Source organism: Curtobacterium sp. AB451 (genome assembly GCF_050585845.1).
In the GTDB taxonomy this organism is placed as follows: Bacteria; Actinomycetota; Actinomycetes; order Actinomycetales; family Microbacteriaceae; genus Curtobacterium.
The window spans coordinates 526,217-551,578 of the sequence record NZ_JBOBQG010000003.1 but is presented as its reverse complement, the minus strand read 5'-3'; the positions used below and the strand labels follow the sequence as shown (position 1 = coordinate 551,578).

At 71.9% G+C, this 25,362-nt stretch carries 20 protein-coding genes; 15 read left to right on the top strand and 5 right to left on the bottom strand.

Going from position 1 to position 25,362, the window contains the following annotated elements:
• The first annotated feature begins 19 nt into the window (after window positions 1-19).
• On the top strand, window positions 20-1,051 hold the full coding sequence (locus ACQXVK_RS09530) for a tyrosine recombinase XerC (RefSeq protein ID WP_430853396.1): 1,032 nt from the start codon (window positions 20-22) through the stop codon (window positions 1,049-1,051).
• A gap of 43 nt (window positions 1,052-1,094) precedes the next feature.
• On the opposite strand, the gene ACQXVK_RS09525 is transcribed toward ACQXVK_RS09530, so the two are convergent.
• Complete coding sequence (locus ACQXVK_RS09525) at window positions 1,095-1,694, bottom strand: M23 family metallopeptidase (protein ID WP_430853395.1); 600 nt, start codon at window positions 1,692-1,694, stop codon at window positions 1,095-1,097.
• Window positions 1,695-2,124: 430 nt separating this feature from the next.
• Between ACQXVK_RS09525 and ACQXVK_RS09520 the strand changes: the two genes are divergently transcribed.
• From ACQXVK_RS09520 to ACQXVK_RS09475, 10 genes are all read left to right on the top strand, one after another.
• Window positions 2,125-3,567: a sugar porter family MFS transporter gene (locus ACQXVK_RS09520; RefSeq protein ID WP_430853394.1), complete on the top strand. Its 1,443-nt coding sequence runs from the start codon at window positions 2,125-2,127 to the stop codon at window positions 3,565-3,567.
• Between the two features lie 263 nt (window positions 3,568-3,830).
• Window positions 3,831-4,778: a 30S ribosomal protein S2 gene (gene rpsB / locus ACQXVK_RS09515; protein ID WP_430853393.1), complete on the top strand. Its 948-nt coding sequence runs from the start codon at window positions 3,831-3,833 to the stop codon at window positions 4,776-4,778.
• 81 nt (window positions 4,779-4,859) lie between these two features.
• Window positions 4,860-5,687 carry a translation elongation factor Ts gene (tsf, locus tag ACQXVK_RS09510; RefSeq protein WP_402263641.1) on the top strand — a complete coding sequence of 276 codons (828 nt, stop codon included), beginning with the start codon at window positions 4,860-4,862 and terminating at the stop codon, window positions 5,685-5,687.
• Window positions 5,688-5,840: 153 nt separating this feature from the next.
• Window positions 5,841-6,560, top strand: a complete 720-nt coding sequence (gene pyrH / locus ACQXVK_RS09505; RefSeq protein WP_022907890.1) for a UMP kinase — start codon at window positions 5,841-5,843, stop codon at window positions 6,558-6,560.
• A 47-nt stretch (window positions 6,561-6,607) separates the two neighbouring features.
• On the top strand, window positions 6,608-7,162 hold the full coding sequence (gene frr, locus ACQXVK_RS09500) for a ribosome recycling factor (RefSeq protein WP_022907889.1): 555 nt from the start codon (window positions 6,608-6,610) through the stop codon (window positions 7,160-7,162).
• Window positions 7,162-8,154 carry a phosphatidate cytidylyltransferase gene (locus ACQXVK_RS09495; protein ID WP_416393718.1) on the top strand — a complete coding sequence of 331 codons (993 nt, stop codon included), beginning with the start codon at window positions 7,162-7,164 and terminating at the stop codon, window positions 8,152-8,154. Before frr ends, ACQXVK_RS09495 begins: the two co-directional genes overlap by 1 nt.
• Before the next feature lie 67 nt (window positions 8,155-8,221).
• Window positions 8,222-8,770 (top strand): DivIVA domain-containing protein, encoded by a 549-nt coding sequence (locus ACQXVK_RS09490; RefSeq protein ID WP_042723970.1) that lies wholly within the window; start codon window positions 8,222-8,224, stop codon window positions 8,768-8,770.
• 60 nt (window positions 8,771-8,830) lie between these two features.
• Complete coding sequence (locus ACQXVK_RS09485; protein ID WP_416393720.1) at window positions 8,831-9,814, top strand: transglycosylase SLT domain-containing protein; 984 nt, start codon at window positions 8,831-8,833, stop codon at window positions 9,812-9,814.
• Window positions 9,815-9,828: 14 nt separating this feature from the next.
• A complete protein-coding gene (locus ACQXVK_RS09480; protein WP_402263630.1) occupies window positions 9,829-10,134 on the top strand; it encodes a hypothetical protein in 306 nt (101 codons plus the stop codon).
• The gene (locus ACQXVK_RS09475) at window positions 10,131-10,859 is read left to right on the top strand and encodes an alpha/beta hydrolase (RefSeq protein WP_430853392.1); all 729 of its coding nucleotides are present in this window, start codon (window positions 10,131-10,133) and stop codon (window positions 10,857-10,859) included. The genes ACQXVK_RS09480 and ACQXVK_RS09475 overlap by 4 nt, the downstream gene beginning before the upstream one ends.
• A gap of 144 nt (window positions 10,860-11,003) precedes the next feature.
• Here the strand turns inward: ACQXVK_RS09475 and ACQXVK_RS09470 are convergent, their stop codons facing one another.
• The gene (locus ACQXVK_RS09470) at window positions 11,004-12,896 is read right to left on the bottom strand and encodes a hypothetical protein (RefSeq protein ID WP_430853391.1); all 1,893 of its coding nucleotides are present in this window, start codon (window positions 12,894-12,896) and stop codon (window positions 11,004-11,006) included.
• 186 nt (window positions 12,897-13,082) lie between these two features.
• On the opposite strand from ACQXVK_RS09470, the gene ACQXVK_RS09465 reads away from it, so the two are divergent.
• Together ACQXVK_RS09465 and ACQXVK_RS09460 are read left to right on the top strand one after the other, a co-directional pair.
• A complete protein-coding gene (locus ACQXVK_RS09465) occupies window positions 13,083-14,819 on the top strand; it encodes a hypothetical protein (RefSeq protein ID WP_430853390.1) in 1,737 nt (578 codons plus the stop codon).
• Window positions 14,816-15,829 carry a tetratricopeptide repeat protein gene (locus ACQXVK_RS09460; protein WP_430853389.1) on the top strand — a complete coding sequence of 338 codons (1,014 nt, stop codon included), beginning with the start codon at window positions 14,816-14,818 and terminating at the stop codon, window positions 15,827-15,829. The genes ACQXVK_RS09465 and ACQXVK_RS09460 overlap by 4 nt, the downstream gene beginning before the upstream one ends.
• A gap of 105 nt (window positions 15,830-15,934) precedes the next feature.
• Here ACQXVK_RS09460 and glgB read toward each other — a convergent pair whose 3' ends face one another.
• The 3 genes from glgB to ACQXVK_RS09445 all read right to left on the bottom strand — a co-directional run bounded on the left by glgB (window position 15,935) and on the right by ACQXVK_RS09445 (window position 22,963).
• Window positions 15,935-18,793, bottom strand: coding sequence for a 1,4-alpha-glucan branching protein GlgB (glgB, locus tag ACQXVK_RS09455; protein WP_430853388.1), 2,859 nt, complete (start codon window positions 18,791-18,793; stop codon window positions 15,935-15,937).
• Window positions 18,790-20,790, bottom strand: coding sequence for an alpha-1,4-glucan--maltose-1-phosphate maltosyltransferase (locus ACQXVK_RS09450; RefSeq protein WP_416393727.1), 2,001 nt, complete (start codon window positions 20,788-20,790; stop codon window positions 18,790-18,792). Before ACQXVK_RS09450 ends, glgB begins: the two co-directional genes overlap by 4 nt.
• 142 nt (window positions 20,791-20,932) lie before the next feature.
• Window positions 20,933-22,963, bottom strand: a complete 2,031-nt coding sequence (locus tag ACQXVK_RS09445; RefSeq protein WP_402263613.1) for a glycogen debranching protein — start codon at window positions 22,961-22,963, stop codon at window positions 20,933-20,935.
• 59 nt (window positions 22,964-23,022) lie between these two features.
• Here ACQXVK_RS09445 and ACQXVK_RS09440 point away from each other — a divergent pair, with 59 nt between their 5' ends.
• Window positions 23,023-24,186 carry a cysteine desulfurase family protein gene (locus ACQXVK_RS09440; protein ID WP_430853387.1) on the top strand — a complete coding sequence of 388 codons (1,164 nt, stop codon included), beginning with the start codon at window positions 23,023-23,025 and terminating at the stop codon, window positions 24,184-24,186.
• Window positions 24,187-24,246: 60 nt separating this feature from the next.
• Complete coding sequence (gene prfB, locus ACQXVK_RS09435) at window positions 24,247-25,353, top strand: peptide chain release factor 2 (protein ID WP_031262920.1); 1,107 nt, start codon at window positions 24,247-24,249, stop codon at window positions 25,351-25,353.
• Window positions 25,354-25,362: the final 9 nt, after the last annotated feature.

The window sequence follows — 25,362 nt, the reverse complement described above, 5'->3', positions numbered from 1 at the left end:
TCGGACCTACGCTGGCTGCGTGACCGATGGCAGTCAGGAGCGACTCGAGGCGGCGGTGCACGCGTTCCTCGGCCATGCCCGCCATGCCCGAGGGCTCAGCGAGCAGACACTCCGCGCCTACGCCAACGACCTCGAGCAGCTCGTCGCGTTCGCGGCGTCGCACGGGGTGGAGCGGCTGGCCGACGTGGAGCTCGAGCTCCTCCGCGACTGGCTGTGGGACGCCGATCACCGTGGGCTGGCCCGGTCCACCATCGCGCGCCGGTCCTCGTCGGTCCGGGCGTTCACCCGGTGGGCGAGCGAGTCCGGGGCGATCACGAACGACCCGGGCGTGCGGCTGCGGGCACCGAAGGGGGCATCGCACCTCCCGCGGGTGGTGTCGTCCGACCAGGTCCGCTCGATGCTCGACGGGCTGGCGGACCGTGCCGCGACCGACGACCCGGCAGCCCTCCGCGACCTCGCGGTGGTGGAGCTCCTCTACGCCGCGGGCATCCGCGTCAGCGAACTCGTCGGCATCGACGTGCGCGACGTCGACCGCGGCCGGCTGACGGTCCGGGTCCTCGGCAAGGGGGGGAAGGAGCGCGTCGTCCCGTTCGGTGTCCCGGCGCGTGACGCGCTCGAGGCCTGGCTCGACCGCGGTCGACCGGTGCTGGCGGCGAAGGCCCTGGCGCAGGACGCCTCCCTGGTCGACGCCGCGGCCGGCCACGGCCACGGCGCGGCGACCGCGGGGAAGGCGACCGGGTCGCGCACCGGGGCGCACGGCACCTCCTCGCCCACCGAGGCGCTGTTCCTCGGCGACCGCGGTGGCCGACTCGGGGTCCGTGGTGCCTACCGGATCGTGGCCCGGCTGCTGCAGGACCTCCCGGGCGAGGGACCCAGCGGGCCGCACACCTTCCGGCACACCGCGGCAACGCACCTGCTCGACGGGGGAGCGGACCTCCGTGCCGTGCAGGAACTGCTCGGGCACGCGAGCCTCGGGACGACCCAGATCTACACGCACGTCTCCTCCGCACGGCTGCGCGAGGTCTACCGGACGGCCCACCCCCGCGCCTGACCGTCGACGTTCGCGGGCACCGTCGGGTCCGCGCCGCCGGTCGTCACCCCGTCCAGTCGGACTCGGGCAGCAGCACCGGCCACGCCGCCTCGGGCAGGTACGGCGTCGGGTCCACGTACCGGTCGTCGAGCCGTGCGCCGAGGTGCAGGCAGGGGTCCGCTGCCGGACAGTGCCCGACCGACACCCTCCCGAGCGGGTCGCCCCGTCCCACGACGTCGCCCGTCCTGACCGTCGGCGCGACCGAGTCCACCGTGCTGCGGAGTCCGCCGCCGTGGTCGATCGTCACGACCCCGCGGCCGGCGACCTGCCCGGCGAACGTCACCGTGCCGTCGTCCACCGCGACGACGACCGTCCCGAGCGCCGCTCCGACGTCGATGCCGCGGTGCCCCGCGGCGTAGTCGTCGGTCGGGGCCTCCCACGGACGGTCGACGACGCGGTTCCCCGTCGGCCACACCCACGGTGCGTCCGACGTCAGGTGGTCGGCATCGCCACGAGACGCCCCGGTCGCATCGGCGCCGCGGCCGGTGACGGGCGAGGTGGCGTCGGCTCGGGGCGACCCGGTCACCCACGGGCCACCCGCGGGAACCGAGGCGACCAGCAACGCGAGGGCAGCCATCGCGGGGCCTGCGTGACGGAACGGCATGGGGACAGCCTCCCGGCGGTGGACGCGTCGCGTGCCGGCGGTGGGCCGATCTGTGGAGGACGAGCCGCGCCTCCTGGCCTGTGGAGGTGCAGCGCGACCGACGCGCGTGCAACGAGCGACGTCGTCGCTGTCGAACGACGTCGACCCTGTCGCAACCCGGCGGGCGCAACGGTTGCACGCGCGCGGTGACGACATCACCGCTGTCGTACGACGTCGACCATGTCGTTCCGAGTCGGCCCCGCCCCCGCGGCCGACGCGCCCCGCCCGCGCGCCCGGCGCCGCGCCCCGCCCGCGCCGGTTGGCCCCCGCGCCCGATCCCGGAGTACAGTCGGGGCCGCTCCGGAACACGCAACGCCGCTCGGACGGCGAACCAGCCGACCGCCGGGGCACCGTGCAGCATCCCGCACGGCGGCAGGGAACCTGGAGCATCGTGTCGAACGCGACCACGCAGCACGGCGAAGACCGTGCGTTCAAGGGGAAGGTCACGCTGTTCGCCATCGCGGCAGCGGTCGGCGGCTTCCTCTTCGGATTCGACTCGTCCGTCATCAACGGGGCGGTCGAGGCCATCAAGGGCGAGTTCGGCCTGTCCGAGGCCGCCAGCGGCTTCGCGGTCGCCTCCGCCCTCATCGGTTGCGCGTTCGGCGCGTACTTCGCCGGCCGCCTCGCGGACCGCTGGGGCCGCACCCGGGTGATGTTCTGGGCCGCCGTCCTGTTTTTCGTGAGCTCGATCGGCAGCGCGTTCGCCTTCGCCACGTGGGACCTCGTGATCTGGCGCCTCGTCGGCGGCCTCGGCATCGGCACCGCGTCGGTCATCGCCCCGGCGTACATCTCCGAGGTCTCGCCGAAGGCCATCCGTGGTCGCCTGGCCTCGTTCCAGCAGCTCGCCATCACGCTCGGCATCTTCGCCGCGCTCCTGTCCGACCAGATCTTCGCGGTGACCGCCGGCGGCGCGTCCGAGCAGGTGCTCGGCCTGGCCGCGTGGCGCTGGATGTTCCTCGTCGGCGTCGTCCCGTCGGTCGTCTACGGCATCCTCGCGATCACGCTCCCGGAGTCGCCGCGCTTCCTCCTCGCCAACGGTCGGACCGACGACGCGCGTGCGGTGATGGGCAAGATCGTGCCGCGCGACACGGTGAACACCAGCCTCGAGGAGATCCAGGACGGCATCAAGAAGGAGGCCAACGAGAAGAAGGGCTCCATCCGGGGCAACCGCTTCGGGCTCCAGCCGATCGTCTGGGTCGGCATCATCCTCGCGGTGCTGCAGCAGTTCGTCGGCATTAACGTGATCTTCTACTACTCGACGACGCTCTGGCAGGCGGTCGGCTTCAAGGAGGACCAGTCCTTCCTCATCTCGACCATCACCTCGGTCGTGAACGTCGCCGTCACCTTCATCGCCATCTTCACGGTCGACAAGCTCGGTCGGAAGCCCCTCCTCATCGCGGGGTCGACGGGCATGTTCGTGTCGCTGCTGATGGTCGCGATCGCGTTCTCGCAGGCGACGATCGTGAACGGCGAGCCGAACCTGCCCGGTGCGTGGGGCGTCATCGCGCTGATCTTCGCGAACCTCTTCGTCGTGTCCTTCGGCGCCACCTGGGGTCCGCTCATGTGGGTGCTGCTCGGTGAGATGTTCCCGAACCGCATCCGTGCGACGGCGCTCGGCGTCGGGTCCGCGGCGAACTGGATCGCGAACTTCCTCGTCACCATCACGTTCCCGGTCCTGTCCGGCTTCAACCTGACCGTGACGTACGGCATCTACGCCCTGTTCGCCCTGCTCTCCCTGTTCTTCGTCATCGCGAAGATCCCGGAGACCAAGGGCCGCTCCCTCGAGGAGATGGGCATCACCGCCGAGGGCGACACGGTCGACGCCAAGGCCTGACGCACCAGCGTCACCACCGTCCAGGAGGCGCGGTGCGGGTCCGTCCCGCACCGCGCCTGACGTCTGTTAGCATCTATCCAGCAGCGCGCTGAGCGCGCTGACTTCGCGTGTCCACACGCACTCCACGGCCACCGGTCCTGCTCTCGCGAGCGGGCGGCCGTCCGGGGTGGGGCACCAGGGGCCACGACCACCGGTCGTGACCGACACAACCGCAACCGTGTACGCGGCTCAACAGCCGCGTGCCGAGAACAAGGAGGGACGGCATGGCCGTCGTCACCATCCGCCAGCTGCTCGACAGCGGCGTTCACTTCGGACACCAGACCCGTCGGTGGAACCCGAAGGTGAAGCGATTCATCCTCGCCGAGCGCTCCGGCATCCACATCATCGACCTGCAGCAGTCGCTGGCCTTCATCGACCGTGCGTACGACTTCGTCAAGGAGACGGTCGCGCACGGTGGGACGATCCTCTTCGTCGGCACCAAGAAGCAGGCCCAGGGCTCCATCGCCGAGCAGGCGACCCGCGTCGGCCAGCCGTACGTCAACCAGCGTTGGCTCGGCGGTCTGCTCACGAACTTCCAGACGGTCTCCAAGCGCCTCGCGCGCATGAAGGAGCTCGAGGAGATCGACTTCGACGACACCACGAAGGGCTTCACCAAGAAGGAGCTCCTCATCAAGAAGCGCGAGCTGGACAAGCTCCACAAGACCCTCGGTGGTATCCGCAACCTCACGCGGACCCCGAGCGCGCTCTGGATCGTCGACACCAAGAAGGAGCACCTCGCGGTCGACGAGGCGCAGAAGCTCGGTATCCCGATCATCGGCATCCTCGACACCAACTGCGACCCGGACGAGATCACCTACCCGATCCCGGGCAACGACGACGCGATCCGCTCCGTCGGCCTCCTCACCCGCATCGTCGCCGACGCCGCGGCCGAGGGCCTGAAGACCCGCCACAACGGTGGCGACGACGAGGCTGCCGCAGAGCCCCTCGCCGAGTGGGAGCAGGAGCTCCTCGGTGGCGAGACCGCGACGCCGGCCGCGGCCGAGACGTCCGCCGCGACCGAGACCCCGGTCGAGGGCAGCACCGTCGAAGAGAACGACGCCGACGCGCAGGTCGCCGCGAAGGAGATCGGCGAGCCGATCGCCGACGACGCGAAGAACGCGGAGCCCACGGCCGAGGCCGAGGCCGCTGCGGAGACCACCCCCGCCGAGTGACGATCGGGGGCGCCGGGCCGGTCGGTCCGGCGCCCCTGCTCCACTCTCCACTACCGCACAGTCCAGAAAGGACTCCAGTCAATGGCCAACTACAGCCTTGCTGACGTGAAGAAGCTCCGCGAGGACCTCGGGGCCGGCATGATGGACGCGAAGAACGCGCTCGTCGAGGCCGACGGCGACTACGACAAGGCCGTCGAGCTCCTCCGCATCAAGGGCGCGAAGGCCGTCGCCAAGCGCGACGACCGTGCGACGTCCGAGGGTGTCGTCGTCGCGTCGACCGACGGTGGCGCCGCGACCGTCGTCGAGCTCGCGAGCGAGACCGACTTCGTCGCGAAGAACGAGAAGTTCACCACGCTCGCCGACAAGGTCGTCGCCGCGGTCGCCGCCGCCGGTGCCGCCGACGTCGAGGCCGGGAACGCCGCGCCGCTCGACGGCAAGACGGTCGCCGAGGCGATCGACGAGGCTGCCGCCGCACTGGGCGAGAAGCTCGCGCTCCGCACGGTCACCCGTGTCGAGGGCGACGCGTTCGAGGTCTACCTGCACAAGACCAGCCAGGACCTGCCCCCGCAGATCGCCGTCGTCATCGCCTACTCGGGCTCCGACGCGGCCGAGGCCCGTTCCATCGCGCAGCACGTCGCGTTCGCGAACCCCTCGTACCTCACGCGTGCGGACGTCCCGGCCGAGGCCATCGAGAAGGAGCGCGCCACCGTCGAGGCGATCACGCGCGAAGAGGGCAAGCCCGAGGCCGCCCTCCCGAAGATCGTCGAGGGTCGCGTCAACGCCTACATCAAGCAGGTGTCGCTCCTCGACCAGGACTACGCGAAGGACAACAAGATCTCCGTCGCGAAGGCCGCCGAGAACGCCGGCATCACGATCCAGGGCTTCGCCCGCGTCAAGGTCGGCGCGTAACGAACCCGTGACGGGGCTCGGAACCACCAGGTTCCGGGCCCCGTTTTCGCGCGCCGACACGCGCGGACCCCGTCGGGAGGCACGACCTGCCCCCGCCGGACCGGCTGCGGCCGGGTAGATTCCCACGAGACATTCGACGAAGGGTGCGACCACATGACGAACGAGAAGACCGGCCGCCGCCGGGTCCTGCTGAAGCTGTCGGGGGAGGCGTTCGGTGCCGGTTCGCTCGGCGTGAACCCGGACGTCATCAGCACGATCGCGAAGGAGATCGCGGTCGCCGCGCAGGACGTCGAGGTCGCGATCGTCGTCGGCGGCGGCAACTTCTTCCGCGGCGCGGAGCTCTCCCAGCGCGGCATGGACCGCGGGCGCGCCGACTACATGGGCATGCTCGGGACGGTCATGAACGCGCTGGCGCTGCAGGACTTCCTCGAGCAGGCCGGTGCCGCCACGCGCGTGCAGTCGGCGATCAGCATGACCCAGGTGGCCGAGCCGTACATCCCGCGGCGGGCCGAGCGCCACCTCGAGAAGGGACGCATCGTGATCTTCGGTGCCGGCGCGGGGCTCCCGTACTTCTCGACCGACACGGTCGCGGCCCAGCGTGCCCTCGAGATCGACGCGCAGGAGGTCCTCGTCGCCAAGAACGGCGTCGACGGCGTCTACACGGCCGACCCGAAGAAGGACGCCACGGCCGAGAAGCTCCACCACGTCACCTACCAGGACGCTCTCCTCAAGGGGCTCAAGGTCGTCGACGCGACCGCGTTCTCGCTCTGCATGGACAACGGCATGCCGATGCACGTCTTCGGCATGGAGGGCGACGGCAACGTCGCAGCGGCCATTCGGGGCGAGCGCATCGGCACGGTGGTCAGCAACTGACCCTGTCCGCTGACTAGACTCGACGCCAGTACCGAAGGAGTAACACCGTGATCAGTGATGTCCTGACCGAAGCCACCGAGAAGATGGCGAAGGCGGTCGAGGTCGCCAAGGACGACTTCTCGACCGTCCGCACCGGCCGCATCAACGCGGCGCTCTTCCAGAAGATCCCGGTCGACTACTACGGCACGCCGACGCCGCTCGCGCAGCTGGCGTCCCTGCAGACGCCCGAGGCGCGCACGCTCATCGTGACGCCGTACGACAAGTCCGCACTCAAGGAGATCGAGCGCGCCATCGCGACGTTCCCGAACCTCGGTGCGAGCCCGACCAACGACGGGGACATCGTCCGCGTCACCATCCCGGAGCTCACCCAGGACCGCCGCAAGGAGTTCGTGAAGCTCGTGCGCGGCAAGGGCGAGGACCACAAGGTCGTCATCCGCAACATCCGCCGCAAGGCCAAGGACGACCTCGACGCGCTGAAGGGCGAGATCTCGGACGACGAGATCTCCCGTGGCGACAAGGACCTCGAGGCCCTGACCAAGAAGCACGTCGACCAGATCGACGACTCGCTGAAGAAGAAGGAAGCCGAACTCCTCGAGGTCTGATGCGTCGTCCGGACCAGGGCGGTGACCGCCCCACAGCAGAGAAGCGTTCCGCCAAGGGGCTGCGTCAGGACTTCGATGCGCGCGCACGCGCTGCGCGCACCGACTTCGAGGCGCAGCTCCGGCAGCGGAAGGCCGACTTCGGCGTCCGCAACGAGGCCCTGACGGCGCGGACCGGGCGGAACCTCCCGGCCGCGATCGGAATCGCCCTCGCCTTCGCGGTCGTGATGCTCGGGTCGTTGCTCATCTGGAAGCCGTCGTTCATGGTCGTCGCGGCGTTCCTGCTCGGCGTCGGCGTGTACGAGCTCGCCAGCGCCATGCGCTTCGCCGGACGCGACGTCCCGCGCATCCCGAGCGTGCTCGTGAGCGTGGCGGTCGTCCCAGCGGCGTTCCTCGGTGGTCAGATCCCGGCGCTGTTCACGCTGCTCGGGGGCATCGTGCTCATCATCCTGTGGCGCCTCGTCGAGGTCGTCGTCACGCGGGACAAGCCCTCGGCCGGCAACGTCACGCGCGACCTCACGGACGGGTTGTTCGTGCAGGCGTACATCACCCTGCTCGGCGCGTGCGTCGTCCTGCTGGCCGCCCAGCCCGACGGCCAGTTCTGGGTGATCGCGTTCATCCTCGTCGTGGTCGCGGTGGACACCGGCGCCTACGCCACCGGGCTCAACCTCGGCAAGCACCCGATGGCGCCCCGGATCAGCCCGAAGAAGACGTGGGAGGGCTTCGCCGGGTCCGTCGCGGCGAGCATCGTCGTCGGCATCATCGTCTCGTGGCTCATGCTCGGTCTGCCGTGGTGGTCGGGCGTCATCCTCGGCGTGCTCATCTCCGGGTCCGCCACGCTCGGCGACCTCACCGAGTCGATGATCAAGCGCGACCTCGGCATCAAGGACATCTCGTCGTTCCTGCCGGGTCACGGCGGGCTCCTCGACCGGATCGACAGCATCCTGCCGTCGGCCGCCGTCGCCTACGTGCTGTACCTCGTCGTCAACCACTGAACGGTCTCGGGTCCGGCGCCCAGCGCGTCCAGGACACACCATGGTCCGGTCCTGGCAGAATGTCGCCGTGGCCACCACCTTCCCGAACGCAGACCGCTCCGCCCTCGGATACGACGTCGACGAGGTCGAGCGTTTCCTCGAGGACGCCCGTCGGGCCTACACGGCCAACGACACCGCTCCGGCGATCGAGGCAGCGAAGATCCGCGCGACGGCCTTCTCGATGCGCAAGGGCGGCTACTCGACCGCGCACGTCGACGCGGCGCTCGAGCGCCTCGAGGACGCCTTCGCAGCCCGCGAGCGCGAGCGGGAGATCGCGGAGATCGGGCAGAAGGCCTGGTACGCCGAGGCGCGGTCGAAGGCCTCCGACGTCGTCGCCCGGTTGGAGCGTCCGGACGGCCAGCGGTTCGGTCGGGTGAGCTTCCTCGGCACCGGGTACCACCCGAAGGACGTCGACGCGTTCGCGACGCGGCTCGAGGGCTACTTCCGCGACGGCAAGCCGCTCAGCCTGACCGAGGTGCGTTCGATCGTCTTCCGCCCGAAGCACGGTGGCTACCGCGAAGCCCAGGTCGACGCCCTGCTCGACGCCGTCGTCGAGGTCATGCTCGCTGTCCGCTGACGACGCGCTGACCGCGGGTGCTTCGCTTTCCGTGATCGTTCCGTTATCCTGGTCGAACTCATGGGCAGGCACACGGCAGACATCAGCTCCGACCGCGATACCCGCGAGCACCTCGGCCTCACGGCCGCCGGTGAGCGCCGCGCGGCACTGAACCGAACCCGCACGGCGGAGAACTCGGTCCTCCCGGCGAACCCGACGGTGGTCACGGCATCGGTGCCGACCACTCCGGTCGTCGCCCCCAAGTCGGTCGCAGCGAACCGCGTGTCGGACACCACCGACGCCCAGGCCTCGGCCGTGCGTGCCGTGCCCGCCACGCCGGCCGACCCGCGCATCGTCACGCAGCGCCGTGCCCGCGCCGTGGCCGCCTCGACGAAGCCGTCGTCGCCGCAGAGCGTGAACACCTTCATGCGCAAGCGCGCGACCGTGCCGGTGCTGTCCTTCTTCGCCGTTTCCGGCATCGTCGTCGGCTCGCTGTTCAACCCGCTCCAGCCCGACGTGGCGCAGGCGGCCGTGTCCGCACCGGTGCTCGTCAAGGCACCGGCAGCGCCGCAGGAGTTCACCGCCCACGGCACCTACGCCGCGTTCGACGTCTCCCGCGACGGGTACGGCGTCACCCTGCCGAAGCCCAAGGTCGTCGAGAAGCCGAAGACCGAGACGGACACCGCCGAGTCCGACACCGCCACCGACTCCACCGCCTCGGTGAGCGCCGAGAACACCCTCGCGGCGACCGCTGCGACGCCGGACCCGGGCAGCGCCCAGGCCATCGCGCAGCAGATGGTGGCCGCTCGTGGCTGGGGGACCGACCAGTACAACTGCCTCGTGTCGCTGTGGAACAAGGAATCGGGCTGGCGCGTCAACGCCTACAACCCGAGCGGTGCCTACGGCATCCCGCAGGCGCTCCCGGGCAGCAAGATGGCCTCGGCCGGCGCCGACTGGCAGACCAACCCGGCGACGCAGATCACCTGGGGTCTCAACTACATCTCCGGCGTCTACGGCACGCCGTGCGGTGCGTGGGGCCACAGCGTCGCGAACAACTGGTACTGATCGGCTGAACGCAGGTGCCGCGGAGCAACCGGCCGCGACGCCCACGGGGGCGCGGGCCTGAGCACGACGACGAGCCCACCGGTCTCGACCGGATGATGAGCTCGTGGAAGCGCACCGAGGTGCGTCGGGGTCGCGAGTACCTCGTGCAGCCGGTCTCGGCCGCGTCGGCGCAGAAGGAGTACGTCTGCCCGGGGTGTGGCGGCGCGGTGCTGCCCGGTGTGGCGCACGTCGTCGTCTGGCGTGCCGACGGGGTCCTCGGCGACGAGGCCGACCTCGCGTCGCGCCGTCACTGGCACAACCACTGCTGGAGCATCGCATGAGCACCGAGATCCGTTCGAACACCGAGCTGCCGGCACGTCGCACGGACGTCGAACTCGTCACCGACGACCACCTCACGCTCGTCGGCGAGCTGGCGGAGCCGCTGGAGCACACTGCGCGCGGCACGATCGTGACCCTGCACCCGCTGCCCACCGCGCACGGGTTCATGGACTCGCACGTGCTGAAGAAGGCGGCTGCGCGGCTGCCGGCACTCGCGGACATCGCGGTGCTCCGCTTCAACTTCCGGTCGGTGACCTCGCCGCGCGGGACGTCCGAGGGTGTGTTCGGCGACGGTGTCTCCGAGGGCTTCGACCTGCGCGCGGCCGTCACCGACGTCGTCGACCGGGGGCTGCCGACGCCGTGGCTCGTGGGGTGGTCCTTCGGCACCGAGGTGATCCTCAAGCACGCGCTGGAGCACGTCGAGGCCGGCCGGGTCGCCGGGGTCGTCCTGCTCTCGCCGCCCCTGCACCGGACGACCGACGAGGAACTGGCCCGCTGGGCGGACGTCACCGTCCCCGTCGTCGCGCTCGTGCCGGAGCACGACGACTTCCTCCGGCCGGTCGAGGCGGAGCGCCGGTTCGCCGTCGCGCCGAACGTCCGCGTCGTGCCGATCGACGGTGCCAAGCACCTCTGGGTGGGGGAGAAGTACGTCCGGATCGTGCTCGACGCGATCGCGGACCTCGTCGTGCCGGGCAGCGCACCGCTGCCGACGCACGTCACCGACTGAGCGACGCCCCGCGACGCCCACCGACTGAGCGCCGCACCGCGCCGCTCACCGACCGAGCGCCGCGCTGCACGGCCCTGGGCCCCTCGCGTCGACGACAGGAGCCGGTCCAGGAGGCGCGACCCGCGCCTCCTGGACGGGTCGCGTTCAGCGCGCGGTCGCGTCCTCGTCGTCGGTGACGGTCTCGTCGTCGCGCATCGTCTCGTCGTCGGGCTCGACGACGATCTCGGCCGGCGTCGCGCCGTCGGTCGACGGCGCCGTGCCGAGCAGGCCGGTCGCGTGCGTGAGCACGCCGCGCAGGTTCTCGAGGTAGCCGGCCACCGCGTCGCGCTCGGTCCGGATCGCCGCGAGACGGTCCTCGGACTCGGCGATGATGCCGGCCGTGCGCTCCTCGGCGTCCGCGATCATCTGGTGCACGCGGTCCTGTGCGTCGGCGACGATCGTCCGCGCGTGCTCCTGCGCGTCCGACGTGCTGGAGCGCTCGAGGTCGTCGGCCTCCTGCTGGAGGCGTTCGGCACGCTCACGGGCCTCGGTCGCCCGACGCGTCGCCTCGGCGAGCTGCAGGTTGGCCTCGTCGAGGTACTTCTGCGTCTCGGTGACGGTGTCGTGGTGCTTCTGCAGGTAGTCCTGCTCGGCGTCGTCGCGACGGGCGGTGAGCTCGGACTCGAGGGTCGTGCGAGCCTCGTCGCGTTCGCGGGCGATCTCGGCACGGACCTCGTCGCGCTCCCGGACGAGGTCGGCTCGGGCGGTGTCGATCTCCTGCCGGAGTGCCGTGCGCTCGGCCTCGAGCGCGTCGAGCTCGGCGGTGCGGCGGTCGGCGATCTCGGTGTCGACCTCGGCGTGCTCGCGTTCGCGGCGGGCGGCGAGTTCGTTCTCGTGCTCGCGGGCGGCGCGTTCCGCGGTCGCCTCGGCCTCGGCGCGCTCACGCTCGATGCGGGCCGCGTGCTCGTCGAGTTCGCGGGCGATGCGGTCAGCGGTCTCCTGCACGAGGCGGGCGTTCTCGGTGCGGGTCTGCTCCTCGTCGACGCGGAGCTGGGCGCGTGCGGCCTCGATCTCCTGTTCGAGGGCGGTGCGGGCGGACGCGAGTTCGCGGTCCCACTCGGCCCGGGCCGCGGCGAGTTCCTCGTCGTGGACGCGACGGCGGTCGCCGAGCTCGGTGTCCAGGTCGGCGCGACGGCGGTCCACCTCCGCGGCGAGGTCGGCGCGGCCGGTCTCGAGCTCGATCGTGTGCGCCGCGAGCTGCTCGTCCCGCTCGCGGTGCCACGCCGCGCGGCCCTCGGTGACCTCGCGCTCGAGGGCGTCACGGCGGGTGGACTCGTCGCGGTCGAGGTCCTCGGTGCGTCGGGCGTGGTCGGCCTCGAAGACACTGCGGCGGTGCTCGGTCTCGCGGTCGAGGTCGGCGGCGGCCCGTCGTGCCTCGGCGGACTCGCGCTGGGTGACCTCGCGGAGCTCGGCGACCTCGTGCTCGACCCGGGCACGCAGGGCGTTGGTCTCGCGGATGGCGACGGACCGGACCTCGGCTGCCTCGGTCACGGCGGCGCCCCGGATGGCGGCGGCCTCGTTGCGGGCGTCCTGCGTGAGGAGGCCGGCCTCGGCGCGGGCGCGCTCGACGGTGTCGGCGGACTCGGCCCGGGCACGCGTGAGCTCGTTGGTCGCGCGGGTGCGGGCGTCCTCGAGCGTGTCGCGGGCCTCGTCCTGCGCCTCACGCAGGGTGCGGTCGGCCTCGGCACGGCTCGAGGCGCGCAGTCGTTGCGCGTCGATGTCGGCCTGGCTGATGAGCCGGGTGGACTGTTCCTCGGCGACGCGGAGGGTCGACTCGAGGCGGGTGCCGAGTCCGCTGTAGGTGGGGGTGCCGGCCTCGTCGAGCTCGCCCTGCAGCTCGGAGACGCGCGCCTGCAGGAGACGGATCTCCTTCGCGGCGTCCGCGCGGTCGTTGTTCGACTTGATGAGCTCGCGACGCAGATCGTTCAGCGAACGGTCCACGTCTTCGCGGCGGTACCCGCGCAGCTCGGTCCCGAACTCTGCCTCGTCGTTCGCCACGTGTTCGCTCCTGGGTGCTCGGCGGAGGGCACAGGGAAGGCCCGGCCACGATTGTAGTGGCGAGCGGGGACGGCGGGCTGCGACCGCCGACAGCGCCGGGGGATGCGCCGTCCAGACTCCCTCGCTATCCTGGAGCGCTGATTCGCGCGCCGTCACCCCACCCCCGGCGCGGTAGGGAGAAGATCCGTGCGATTCGTCCTGGCGATCGTCAGTTTCGTCATCGGTCTGCTGCTCGTCGCCCTCGCGGTCGGCCAGCGGACCGTGTTCGAGCCACCGTCGTCCCTCGTCGCGGCATCGTCCTCGAAGAGCTCCGCCCCGGTCACCGTGATCCCCGGCTCGACGCTCAACGCCAACCCCGGGTACCAGCGCATCAACGTCTCCGGCTCGGGCACGGTCTTCGCCGCCTACGGCAAGACGAGCGACGTGGACGCCTGGATCGGTGACGCGAAGCACACCACCATGCGCTTCGACGCCGAGCAGGCGAAGCTCGTCGGCCGCACGACCGGGTCCGAGGACTCCGTGCCGGACCCGGCCGGCAGCGACCTCTGGTACCAGGAGTATGACGGCGCCGGGCAGTTCACGGTCCGCCTGCCCGAGGACGTCAGCGTGATCATCGTCGGCGACGGCGAGAACGCGGCGCCGAGCGACGTCTCGGTGACCTGGCCCCGTGACACCGCGACCCCGAGCGTCGGTCCGCTGCTTGTGGCCGGTGGTGTCTTCCTCGTGGGCGGCATCGTCCTGCTCGTCTGGGCCTTCGTGCACCAGCGCCGTGGTCGCGGGCCGCGCCGACGCAGCGGGGGATCCCGTCCGCCGCGCGTCCGGGCCTCCCGCCGTGCCGCCGCAGCCGGCGCGCAGGTGCCGGTGCGCGGTCGCCGCGGCCGTCGGGCCCTGGTGGCGGTGCCGGTGGTGCTCGTCGGCGCCCTCGGCCTCGCCGGCTGCTCCTCCGACTACTGGCCGCAGGGCGGGTCGGAGGCCACCCCGACCCCGACCGCGACCGCGACGGGCACGGCCGTGCAGAACGAGCCGACCGCCGCGACGAAGCAGCAGATCACGCGCATCGTCCAGCGCGTGGCCGAGGTCGCGAAGAAGGCCGACGACGCCCGTGACGCCGAGATCGCGGCCGAGCGCTTCACCGGCGCCGCCCTCGACCTGCGCGAGGCGAACTACACGATCCGCCGCAAGGACGCGGACGTCGACGCACCGCCGGCGATCTCGGCCGGCCAGGTGTGCGTGGCGCTGCCGCAGCAGACCGACTCGTGGCCGCGCACGGTGTTCGCCGTGGTCGCCGAGGACTGCGACGCCAAGTCGGCCCCCCAGGCACTGACGCTCGTGCAGGACTCCGCCCGCGACGACTACAAGGTCGCGTACGACGTCTCGCTCGAGGCCGCGGCGAAGATCCCGAGCCTCGCGCCCACGTCGATCGGTGCCGCCCTGCTCGCGTCGAACACGAAGCTGCTCTCGATCGCCCCGGACGAGATCGCGACCGCGTACGGCGACATCCTGTCGAAGGACTCGGACAGCTCGTACGCGTCGCTCTTCCAGTCCGACGGCGACGGCCTCCGGTCGACCATCGGCAAGGCCTACAAGGACAAGAAGTCCGAGTCGCTGCCGGACACCGCGAAGATCGAGTACTCGTCCGAGGTGCCCGACGACAGCGCGGTGGCGATCGCGACCGACGGCGCCGGCGCGCTCGTGTCCGCCGACCTGAACGAGGTCGAGAAGGTCACGCCGACCGCCGCCGGAGCCGAGGTCAACACCGAGGGCGCGGTCAAGGCGCTCTCCGGCGTCGACTCCAGCACGAAGGGCATCAGCGCCACCTACGGCGTGCAGCTGCTCTTCTACGTGCCCCCGGTGGGCACCGATGACAAGGTGGTCCTGCTCGGGTTCACGCAGGGCCTGACAGCAGCGAGTGAGGTGCAATGACCAACGTCCCCCCGACCCCGTCCGGTCTCCGCGGAGCCGTCGACCTGTCGTCCCTGGTGGACCGCGCCCAGCGGCCCCCGCAGCCCGGTGGTGCTCCCGCCGGTGCGGCGGGCACCGGGCCCGGTGCCGCCGTCGACGGCGCTGCCGGCAGGGAGACCGGCGCGGACCTGACGGTCCCGTCGCTCGTCCTCGACGTCACCGACCAGACGTTCCAGGACGTCCTGCAGCTGTCCACGATCGTCCCGGTGATCGTCGACATCTGGGCCGAGTGGTGCGGGCCGTGCAAGCAGCTCTCGCCGATCCTCGAGCAGCTCACCGCCGAGTACGACGGCCGTGTGCTGCTCGCCAAGGTGGACGCCGACACGAACCCGCAGCTCGTGCAGGCGTTCCAGGCGCAGTCGATCCCGACCGTGGCCGCGCTCATCGGTGGACGCCCGCTCGGGCTCTTCGTCGGCGCGCTCCCCGAGGCGCAGGTCCGCGACGTCTACGAGCAGGTCCTCGCCGCCGCCGAGCAGAACGGCGTCTCCGGGCGCGTGCACGTCGACGGTTCCCCGGCGACCGAGACCGTGGAGCAGGGCGAGCCCGAGCCGGAGCCGCTCCCGCCGCACCACCAGGCGGCGTACGACGCGATCGAGCAGGGTGACTTCGCCACCGCGATCCAGGAGTACAAGACCGCGATCGCGCAGGACCCGCACGACCAGATGGCGGTCGCGGGCCTCGCGCAGGTCTCGCTGCTCGACCGGCTCGACGGGCGAACAGCCGACGACATCCGTGCCGCTGCCGCCGCCGGGCCGTCCGACGTCCCGGCGCAGCTCGCGGTCGCGGACCTCGACGTCTCCGGTGGGCACGTCGAGGACGCGTTCGGGCGGCTGCTCGACCTCGTCCCGACGGTGTTCGGCGACGACCGCGAAGCCCTGCGCGTCCGGCTCGTCGAGTACTTCGAGCTGATCGGCGCCGAGGATCCGCGTGTCGTCGCGGCCCGACGACGCCTGGCGAGCGCCCTGTACTGACCGCTCGCCCGTCGCCGAGGGCGCACGGGCGGGACGCCACCACACGACGGACGGGAGGCGCGGTGCCAGCCGGCACCGCGCCTCCCGTCCGTCGTCTGCGTGCGACTACCGCGCGAGCTTCAGCCAGACCGCCCCGAGCGGCGGCACCACGAGGTGCGCGGACGCGGGGCGTCCCGCCCACGGGGTGTCCTCGGCCGTGACCACACCGAGGTTGCCCACACCGGAGCCGCCGTACTCGGCCGCGTCGGTGTTGAGGACCTCGTGCCACGTCCCGGCGGCGGGCAACCCGAAGCGACGCTCCACCGGCACGCCGGAGAAGTTCACGAAGACCGCGAGCCGGTCGTCGCCGTCCTTGCGGAGGAACCCGAGGGTGGAGTGGGGTGCGTCGCCGCCCTCGATCCACTCGAAGCCGTCCGCCGTGGCGTCGTGCGTCCAGAGTGCCGGCGTCTCGCGGTAGACCCGGTTGAGCGCGGACACGAGGTCCTGCACACCGCGGTGACCCGGGTCGTCGAGGAGCCACCAGTCGAGGCCGCGGGCCTCGGACCACTCGGACGGCTGGGCGAACTCCTGGCCCATGAAGAGCAGCTGCTTGCCGGGGTGCGCCCACATGAACGCGAGGTACGCCCGGACGTTCGCGAGCTTCTGCCACTCGTCGCCGGGCATCTTGCCGTACAGGGACCCCTTGCCGTGCACGACCTCGTCGTGGCTGATCGGCAGGGTGAACTGCTCGCTGAACGCGTACACGAACGAGAACGTGATCTCGTCGTGGTGGTAGCTGCGGTACACGGGCTCGCGCTCGATGTACTGCAGCGTGTCGTGCATCCAGCCCATGTTCCACTTCTGGCCGAACCCGAGCCCGCCGGCGTCGGTCGGCTGCGTGACGCCCGGCCACGAGGTGCTCTCCTCGGCGATCATCACGATGCCCGGGTAGCGCTTGTAGGCGGTGGCGTTCGTCTCCTGCAGGAACGAGATCGCCTCGAGGTTCTCGCGACCGCCGTGGATGTTCGGCAGCCACTCCGTCCGGGAGTAGTCGAGGTACAGCATCGAGGCGACGGCGTCCACGCGGAGCCCGTCGATGTGGAACTCCTCGAGCCAGTACAGCGCGTTCGCGACGAGGAAGTTGCGGACCTGCGGCTGCCCGAAGTCGAACACGTACGTGCCCCAGTCGAGCTGCTCGCCACGTCGGGGGTCCGGGTGCTCGAACAGCGCGTGGCCGTCGAACTTCGCCAGCGCCCACTCGTCCTTCGGGAAGTGCCCGGGGACCCAGTCCATGATCACGCCGATGCCGGCGGAGTGCAGCCGGTCGACGAGGTACCGCAGGTCGTCGGGGGAGCCGAACCGGGCCGTCGGGGCGTAGTAGCCCGTGACCTGGTAGCCCCACGAACCGCCGAACGGGTGCTCGGCGAGCGGCAGGAACTGCACGTGCGTGAAGCCGGTGTACTGGACGTGGCCGATGAGCTGGTCGGCGACCTCGCGGTAGGACAGGCCGGGACGCCACGAGCCAAGGTGGACCTCGTAGACGCTCATCGGACGGTCGTGCGTGGTCGTCCGTGCCCGGTGCTCCATCCACCGGGCGTCGCCCTCGGACCACTCGTGGTGCGCCTCGTCGATCACCGAGGCGGTCAGCGGCGGCACCTCGGTCCGGCGGGCGAACGGGTCCGCCCGCTCCACCCAGCCCGAGTCGGTGAGGAGCTGGAACTTGTAGCGCTGTCCGACGAGGGCGCCCGGCCAGAACAGCTCCCAGACCCCGAGGTCGGTGAGGCGGCGCATCGCGGTGGTGCGGCCTTCCCAGCCCTCGAAGTCGCCGATCACCCGGGCAGCGGTCGCCCGGGGTGCCCACAGCGTGAACGAGACGCCGTCGACACCGTCGACCGTGGTGACGTGCGCGCCGAGGTGGTGCCAGAGCTGCTCGTCGCGGCCCTCGCCGAAGAGGTGCAGGTCGAGCTCACCGATCGTCGGCGGGAAGCGGTAGGCGTCGTCCGTCGTCCAGGTGATGTCGTCGCCGTCGCCGGACGGGTCCGGGTCGTAGTCGGCCTCGACGCGGTACCGGCCGAGCTCGCCGACGGTCGCGCCGGCCCACATGCCGTCGCCCTCGTGCGTGAGTTCGACGTCGTCACCGTCCGGTCGGACGATCCGGACGGCCGTGGCGAGGTGCCGGACGACCCGGACACTCGTGCCGCCGTCGACGGGGTGCGGGCCGAGCACGTCGTGCGGCTGAGACCAGCGGGCCTCGGCGACCTGCTGCCGCAGCCACTCCTCGACCGGAGCGGGGCGCGGACCGGTCGACGCGGCCGCGGGCGTCGCGGGCGTGGTGGTCGTCGCCGTCGTCGTCGGCGTCGCGGCGAGCGGGCTGCCGCCCTCGCTGGTGGGCGCGTCGGCACCGTCACCGGGGCCGGCGGTCACGGCGGCGTCGACGCCCGGCACGGATGCGTCGTCCGACGGCGCGGACTGAGCGGACGGCGCGGACGGCGCGGGCGGCGCGGGCGCCGCGGGTGCATCGTCGGACGGCGCGCCCGCCGCGGGTGCATCGTCGGACGGCGCGGACGGCTCGGCCGGTCCGCCCGCCGCGAGCCGTTCCACGGCCTCGACCGTGACGTGCCGCGGGTGGGCGGCGTCCGATGCGTGTCCGGCGAGCGTCGCCGACTCCGGGACCCCGCGGTCCGGCGCCTCACGCGGGGCCGGGGGTGCGCCGGGCAGGTCCTCGCCGGGAGCGGAGCCGCGCGGCTCGTAGCGGGGGCCGTCGGCAGCGGACGGGTCCGACGGGGTCGGGGTGCGCCCGGCAGCCGCGTCGGGGGCCTCGGGCGCGACGTGCTGCGCCGGGTGCGTCGGGCGGGGCGTGTCGGCCGGCATGCGGCGCGGGAGCACTGGGGGCGGGGGCGGCGGGACCGGCGGCACGCTCGGCCCCTGCCCGCGGTCGTTCGGCGCCGCCGTCGGGGCGTCGTCCTCGGGGTGGGTGTCGGTCATCGGTGGGGTCCCTCCACGACGAGCAGGTGCACGGGTTCCTGGAACGCGTCCAGGCGGACGTAGTTCGACGACCCCCAGACCCAGCGCTGCCCGGTCACGACGTCGCGGACGTCGAACGCCTGCTCCGGGTCGAGGCCGAGGGCGGCGAGGTCGAGGTGGACCGTGGTCTCACGGGCCGAGTGGGGATCGACGTTCGCGACGACGATCACGGTGTCGTCGCGCCCGGAGCGGATGAACCGCCCGGGCAGGTGCTTCGAGTACACGACGATCGCCGGGTCCTCGGCGTCGTGGACGTGCAGGTTCCGGAGCTGCCGGAGCGCCGGGTGTGCCTGCCGGAAGCGGTTGAGCATCGTCACGTACGGCGCGAGGCTCGCGCCCTCGGCCTCGGCGAGGGCGAAGTCGCGGGGCTTGTACTCGTACTTCTCGTTGTCGATGTTCTCTTCCGAGCCCGGGCGGGCGACGTCCTCGAAGAGTTCGTAGCCCGAGTACATGCCCCACGTGGGCGCACCCGTCGCCGCGAGGGCCGCACGGATCTTGTAGCCGGCGCGCCCGCCGAACTGCAGGTACTCGGTGAGGATGTCCGGCGTGTTCACGAACAGGTTCGGGCGCAGGTACGCGCTCGTCTCGTGCGAGAGCTCGGTGAAGTAGTCGGCGATCTCGTCCTTCGAGTTCCGCCACGTGAAGTACGAGTACGACTGCTGGAACCCGACCTCGGCGAGCGCCCGCATCATCGCCGGGCGCGTGAACGCCTCGGCCAGGAACACCGTGTCGGGGTGCTCGTCGCGGATCTCGCGGATGACGCGTTCCCAGAACCAGAGCGGCTTCGTGTGCGGGTTGTCGACGCGGAAGATGCGGATGCCGAAGGCGATCCAGTGGCGCAGGACCCGCAGGACCTCGGCCACGATGCCGTCCGGGTCGCTGTCGAACTGGATCGGGTAGATGTCCTGGTAGCGCTTCGGCGGGTTCTCGGCCGTGGCGATCGATCCGTCCGCCCGGACCGTGAACCACTCGGGGTGCTCGGTGACCCACGGGTGGTCGGGCGAGCACTGCAGGGCGAAGTCGAGGGCGACCTCCATCCCGGTGTTCTTCGCCGTCTCGACGAAGTCGCGGAAGTCGTCCTCGGTGCCGAGGTCCGGGTGGATGGTGTCGTGGCCGCCCTCGGGTCCGCCGATCGCCCAGGGGCTGCCGGGGTCGTGCGGGCCGGGGGTGAGCGTGTTGTTCGGGCCCTTGCGCGCGGTCGTCCCGATGGGGTGGATCGGCGGGAGGTAGACCACGTCGAACCCCATCCGGGCGACGCCGGGGAGCCGGCGTGCCGCGGTGCGGAAGTCGCCGCTCTTCCAGGAGCCGTCGGGGTTCTTCTTCGCCCCTTCGCTGCGGGGGAAGAACTCGTACCAGGCGCCGACGCCGGCACGGGTGCGTTCGACGTCGAGCAGCTGCGTCGGCGAGTGGGTGCGGAGCGAGGTGAGCGGTGCCTCCTCGAGCTCGCCGGTGATGCGCGGGTCGTCGACGGCGGCGAGGCGCTCGGCCGGGTCGAGGTCGGTGTCGCGGACGCGGGCCGCCGCGCGGGTGGCCGCGGGGGAGTCGGTCTCGTCGGCGAGCCGGTCGAGCAGGGCCGCACCGTCGAGCAGCGTGGCCTCGGTGTCGACGCCCGCGGCGATCTTCAGCCGGGCGCCGTGCACCCAGGACGACCAGTCGTCGGCGTAGGACTCGACGTGCCACGTCCACACGCCGGTGTGGTCGACCTGGACGGTCGCCTCGTAGCGGTCGGTCCCCGGTGCGACGAGGACCATCGGCACGGTCCTGGTGCCGCCGTCCGGACGTTCGAGGACGAGGTCGGCGCCGATGACGCCGTGTCCCTCGCGGAAGACGGTCGCCCCGAACGTGATCACCTCGCCGTCGAACGCCTTGCCGGGGAACCCGTTGGGCGTGGTGGGGGCGAGTTCGGTGATCGGGATGCGCCCGATCTTCGGTCGGCGGGGTCGGTCTGCAGTGGCCACGGAGCCGACGCTACCCGGCGAGCGGCTCCGCGTTCCCCGGAACGTGCCGTCTGTGGAAGACCCGGGCGCGCCGTGACGCTGTGGAGGGGCACGGCGCGAGGGTCGTGCCGGAGCCGACCCGCGCCTCCTGGACGGCCTGCCGTCAGGCGATCTCGAACACGTGGATGCCGGGGCCGTAGGCCGTGAACACCTGTCCGGCGGGCCGGAGCCGCTCGTGGTCGCGGTGCTTCTCGCTCGACCACGCGAGCCGGTAGCCGACCACGTCCTCGCGCGTCGGCAGCGTGATGTCGCGGGTGCGCCCGCTGCCGTGGACGACCACGAGGACCCGGTCGTACGGCTCGTGCTCCGGCGTCGACTCGACGAAGTACTGCAGGGCGCGGTGGATCGGCTCGTCCCAGCCCTCGACGGTCATCGGCTGTCCGTCCGGCCCGTACCAGGACATCCGGGACGCGCCGGGGGTCTCCTGGCCCTCGACGCCGAACCGGGTGGGCCGCAGCGCGGGGTGGGCGGACCGGAGCCGGGCGAGCGCGGCGACGGCGTCGGTCATCGCCTCGGCGTCCTCGTCGTCCGACCAGTCGACCGGAGTGAGGTCCTCGGACACCACGTAGGCGTTGTTGTTGCCGTGCTGGGTGCGGCTCCGCTCGTCGCCGGCGGTGAGCATCGGCACACCGGCGGAGAGCATGAGCGTGCCGACGAGGTTCCGCATCGAGCGGCCGCGGGCGGCACGGACGCCACGGTCGGCGGTGTCGCCCTCGATCCCGTGGTTGAACGACCGGTTGTCGTTCGAGCCGTCGCGGTTCTCCTCGCCGTTGGCGTGGTTGTGCTTGCTGTCGTACGACACCAGGTCGAGCAGGGTGAAGCCGTCGTGGGCGGTGACGAAGTTGACGCCGGCGAGCGGCCCGCGCGCCGTGTCGAAGAGGTGGCGCGAGCCGGTCAGGGCCCCGGCGAGCGCGCCGATGCCGGTCGCGGGGGCGCCGTGGCGGCGTTCGTCGGCGATGTCGGTGAGCCAGAACTGCCGCACGGTGTTCCGGAAGCCGTCGTTCCACTCGCTCGTGCGCGCCCCGAACGACCCGGTCCGCCACCCGTCCGGTCCGACGTCCCACGGCTCGGCGATCACCAGGGTGTCCTGCAGGTCGGGGTGGTCCCGGATCCGCTCGAGCAGCGGGTGCGCCGGGTCGAAGACGTGGTCGCCGTTCCGCGCCAGGGCTGCCATCAGGTCGAAGCGGAACCCGTCGACCTGCACCTCGCGCGCCCAGTACACGAGGCTGTCGACGACGAGGTCCGCCGTGGCCTCGACCGAGGTGTCGAGGGTGTTCCCGCACCCGGTGGTGTCGTAGTAGGCGTCGGGTTCGCCCGGCGGGACGGACGCCCACCGGTAGCGGTTCGCGCCGTCGATGCCCCGGAGCGAGGTGGTCGGGCCGCCGAGGCCTTCCTCGGCGGTGTGGTTGTAGACGACGTCGAGCACGACCTGGATCCCCGCCGCGTGCAGGAGCCGCACCATGCCCTTGAACTCGCGGAGGACCGCAGTGGCCCCCTCGGCCCGGGCCGCGGGGGAGGCGTGGGCGGCGTGCGGGGCGAAGAAGCCCAGCGTGTTGTACCCCCAGGCGTTCTCGCGCCGGGCCTCTCGCAGCCACCGCTCGGTGTCGAAGGCGTGCACGGGCAGGAGTTCGAGCGTGGTCACGCCGATCCGGTGCAGGTGCGCGATGGTGCTCTCGTGGGCGATGCCGGCGTACGTGCCGCGCAGGTCCTCGGGCACGTGCGGGTTCGACGCCGTCAGGGTCCGGACGTTCGCCTCGTACACGACCGCACGGTCGAGCGGCGTCGTCGGCTTGACCACGCCGCCCCAGTCGAACGCGTCGTCGACGACCACGCTCGTCCACCGGGACGCGGCGCCCGGCAGGACGCCGCGAGCGTACGGGTCGAGCAGCGGACGCGTCGCGTCGAACCCGCCGCGGGCACCGCTCGGACCGTCCACGAGCAGGTGGTACGTGTCACCGGGTCGGACCCCGGGGACGGCACCGGCCCAGACGTCGTCGGACCGGGTCAGCGGGAACGTCCCGCGTCCGTCGACCACGACCGACACGGCCGTCGCCGTCGCTGACCGCACCGAGAAGCGCGGCACGTCGGCGTCCAGCCGGAACCCCGGGATCTCGTCGATGGCCGTCTCGTGCATGCCCCCAAGGGTACGAGGGCGCGCGGGTATCCTGGGAACGTTCGTTCAGAGGGGTGCAGATGCCGGTCTACCTCGACCACGCCGCGACGACGCCGATCCTGCCGGAGGCGCTCGCTGCGTTCACCGCTGCGCTCGGCACCGTCGGCAACCCGTCCTCGATCCACAGCGCGGGCCAGCGGGCGAAGATGCTGCTCGAGGACGGCCGGGCCGCCGTCGCGGCGTCGCTCGACGCCGACCCGGTCGAGGTCGTCTTCACCTCGGGCGGCACCGAGAGCATCAACCTCGCGGTGAAGGGCATGTTCTGGGCGCGGCAGCAGGACCGCCGTCGTCCGCGCATCGTCGTCCCCGGCGGGGAGCACCACGCGACGGTGGACACGGTGGCCTGGCTGGAGCAGCACGAGGGGGCGGTCGTCGACGTGGTCCCGTTGGACGCGCAGGGGCGCGTCGACCTGACGGCCCTGGAGGCGCGGCTCGCCGACGCCTCGGACGTCGCCCTGGTCACGTTCCTGTGGGCCAACAACGAGGTCGGCACGATCGCGCCGGTGTCGCGGATCGTGGAGCTGGCGCACGCCGCCGGCGTCCCCGTCCACAGCGACGCCGTCGCGGCCTACGGCCAGGTCCCGGTGTCGTTCGCGGCGTCCGGCCTCGACGCGCTGAGCGTCTCGGCGCACAAGATCGGCGGCCCGGTCGGCATCGGCGCGCTCGTGCTCGGCCGTCGTGCGACCGTCGAGCCGCTCATCCACGGGGGCGGGCAGCAGCGCCAGGTGCGGAGCGGGACGCAGGACGCGCCGGCGGCGGCGGCCTTCGGGGTCGCGGCGTCGATGCCGCACGCGGACGTCCGGGCACTGCGGGACCGCCTCGTCGCGGGCGTGCGGGCAGCGGTGCCCACGGCGGTGCTGATGGGCGACCCGGTCGACCGACTCCCCGGCAACGCGCACTTCACCTTCCGGGGCTGCGAGGGGGACTCGCTGCTGTTCCTGCTCGACGCCGCCGGTGTCGCGGTGTCGACCGGCTCCGCGTGCCAGGCCGGCGTTCCCGAGGCCTCGCACGTCCTGCTCGCGATGGGGCTGTCGGAGCAGGACGCCCGGGGTGCGCTCCGCATCACGCTGGGGCACACCACGACCGGGTCGGACGTCGACGCGTTCCTGGCCGCGCTGCCGGACGCGGTCGCGCGCGCCGGAGCCGCGGGGATGGCGTCGAGGGAACCGCTCCTGGGGCGCTGACCGGTCCGCCGGGGCCGCACCGCGCCTCCCGGCCCGGCAGCACCGGTAGGATCGGTGATCATGGTCGAACTGGACTTCACCGAGCAGCTCTCCGCCCTCCGCGAGACCTTCGGCAACATCCGCTCGGTGGTCGACGTCGACCGCCTGCAGCGTGAGATCGCCGACCTCAGCGAGCAGGCCGGGGCCCAGGACCTCTGGGACGACGTCGAGCACGCGCAGCAGGTGACGAGCGCGCTCTCGCACCGGCAGTCCGAGTTGAAGAAGATCACCGACACCGAGCGGCGCATCGACGACCTCGAGGTCCTGGTCGAGATGGCGAACGAGGCCGACGACCAGGACTCCGCCGACGAGGCCGCCGCCGAGCTCAAGGCGATCCAGAAGACCATGGGCGACCTCGAGGTGCAGACGCTCCTCGACGGCGAGTACGACGACCGACCCGCGGTCATCACGATCCGGGCGGGTGCCGGTGGCGTCGACGCCGCGGACTTCGCCGAGATGCTGCTGCGCATGTACCTGCGGTACGCCGAGCAGCACGGCTACAAGACCACCGTGATGGAGACGTCCTACGCCGAAGAGGCCGGCATCAAGTCGGCCACGTTCGAGGTCGACTCGCCGCACGCCTTCGGCACCCTGTCGATCGAGGCCGGCACGCACCGGCTCGTCCGGATGTCGCCGTTCGGCGCCGCGGGCAAGCGCCAGACGTCGTTCGCCGCGGTCGAGGTCATCCCGCTCATGCCGGAGACCGAGTCGATCGACATCCCCGAGAACGACATCCGCGTCGACGTGTTCCGGTCCTCCGGCCCCGGCGGGCAGTCGGTCAACACGACGGACTCCGCGGTCCGGCTGACCCACATCCCGACCGGCACCGTGGTCTCGATGCAGAACGAGAAGTCGCAGATCCAGAACCGTGCGGCCGCCATGCGTGTGCTGCAGTCGCGCCTCCTGCTCCTCAAGAAGGAAGAGGAGAACGCGAAGAAGAAGGAACTCGCCGGCAACATCACGGCGAGCTGGGGCGACCAGATCCGCTCGTACGTCCTCGCGCCGTACCAGATGGTGAAGGACCTCCGGAGCGAGCACGAGGTGAACAACCCCTCAGCGGTGTTCGACGGCGACCTCGACGGGTTCATCAACGCCGGCATCCGCTGGCGCAAGCGCGGCGATGCGTGAGACGACGCG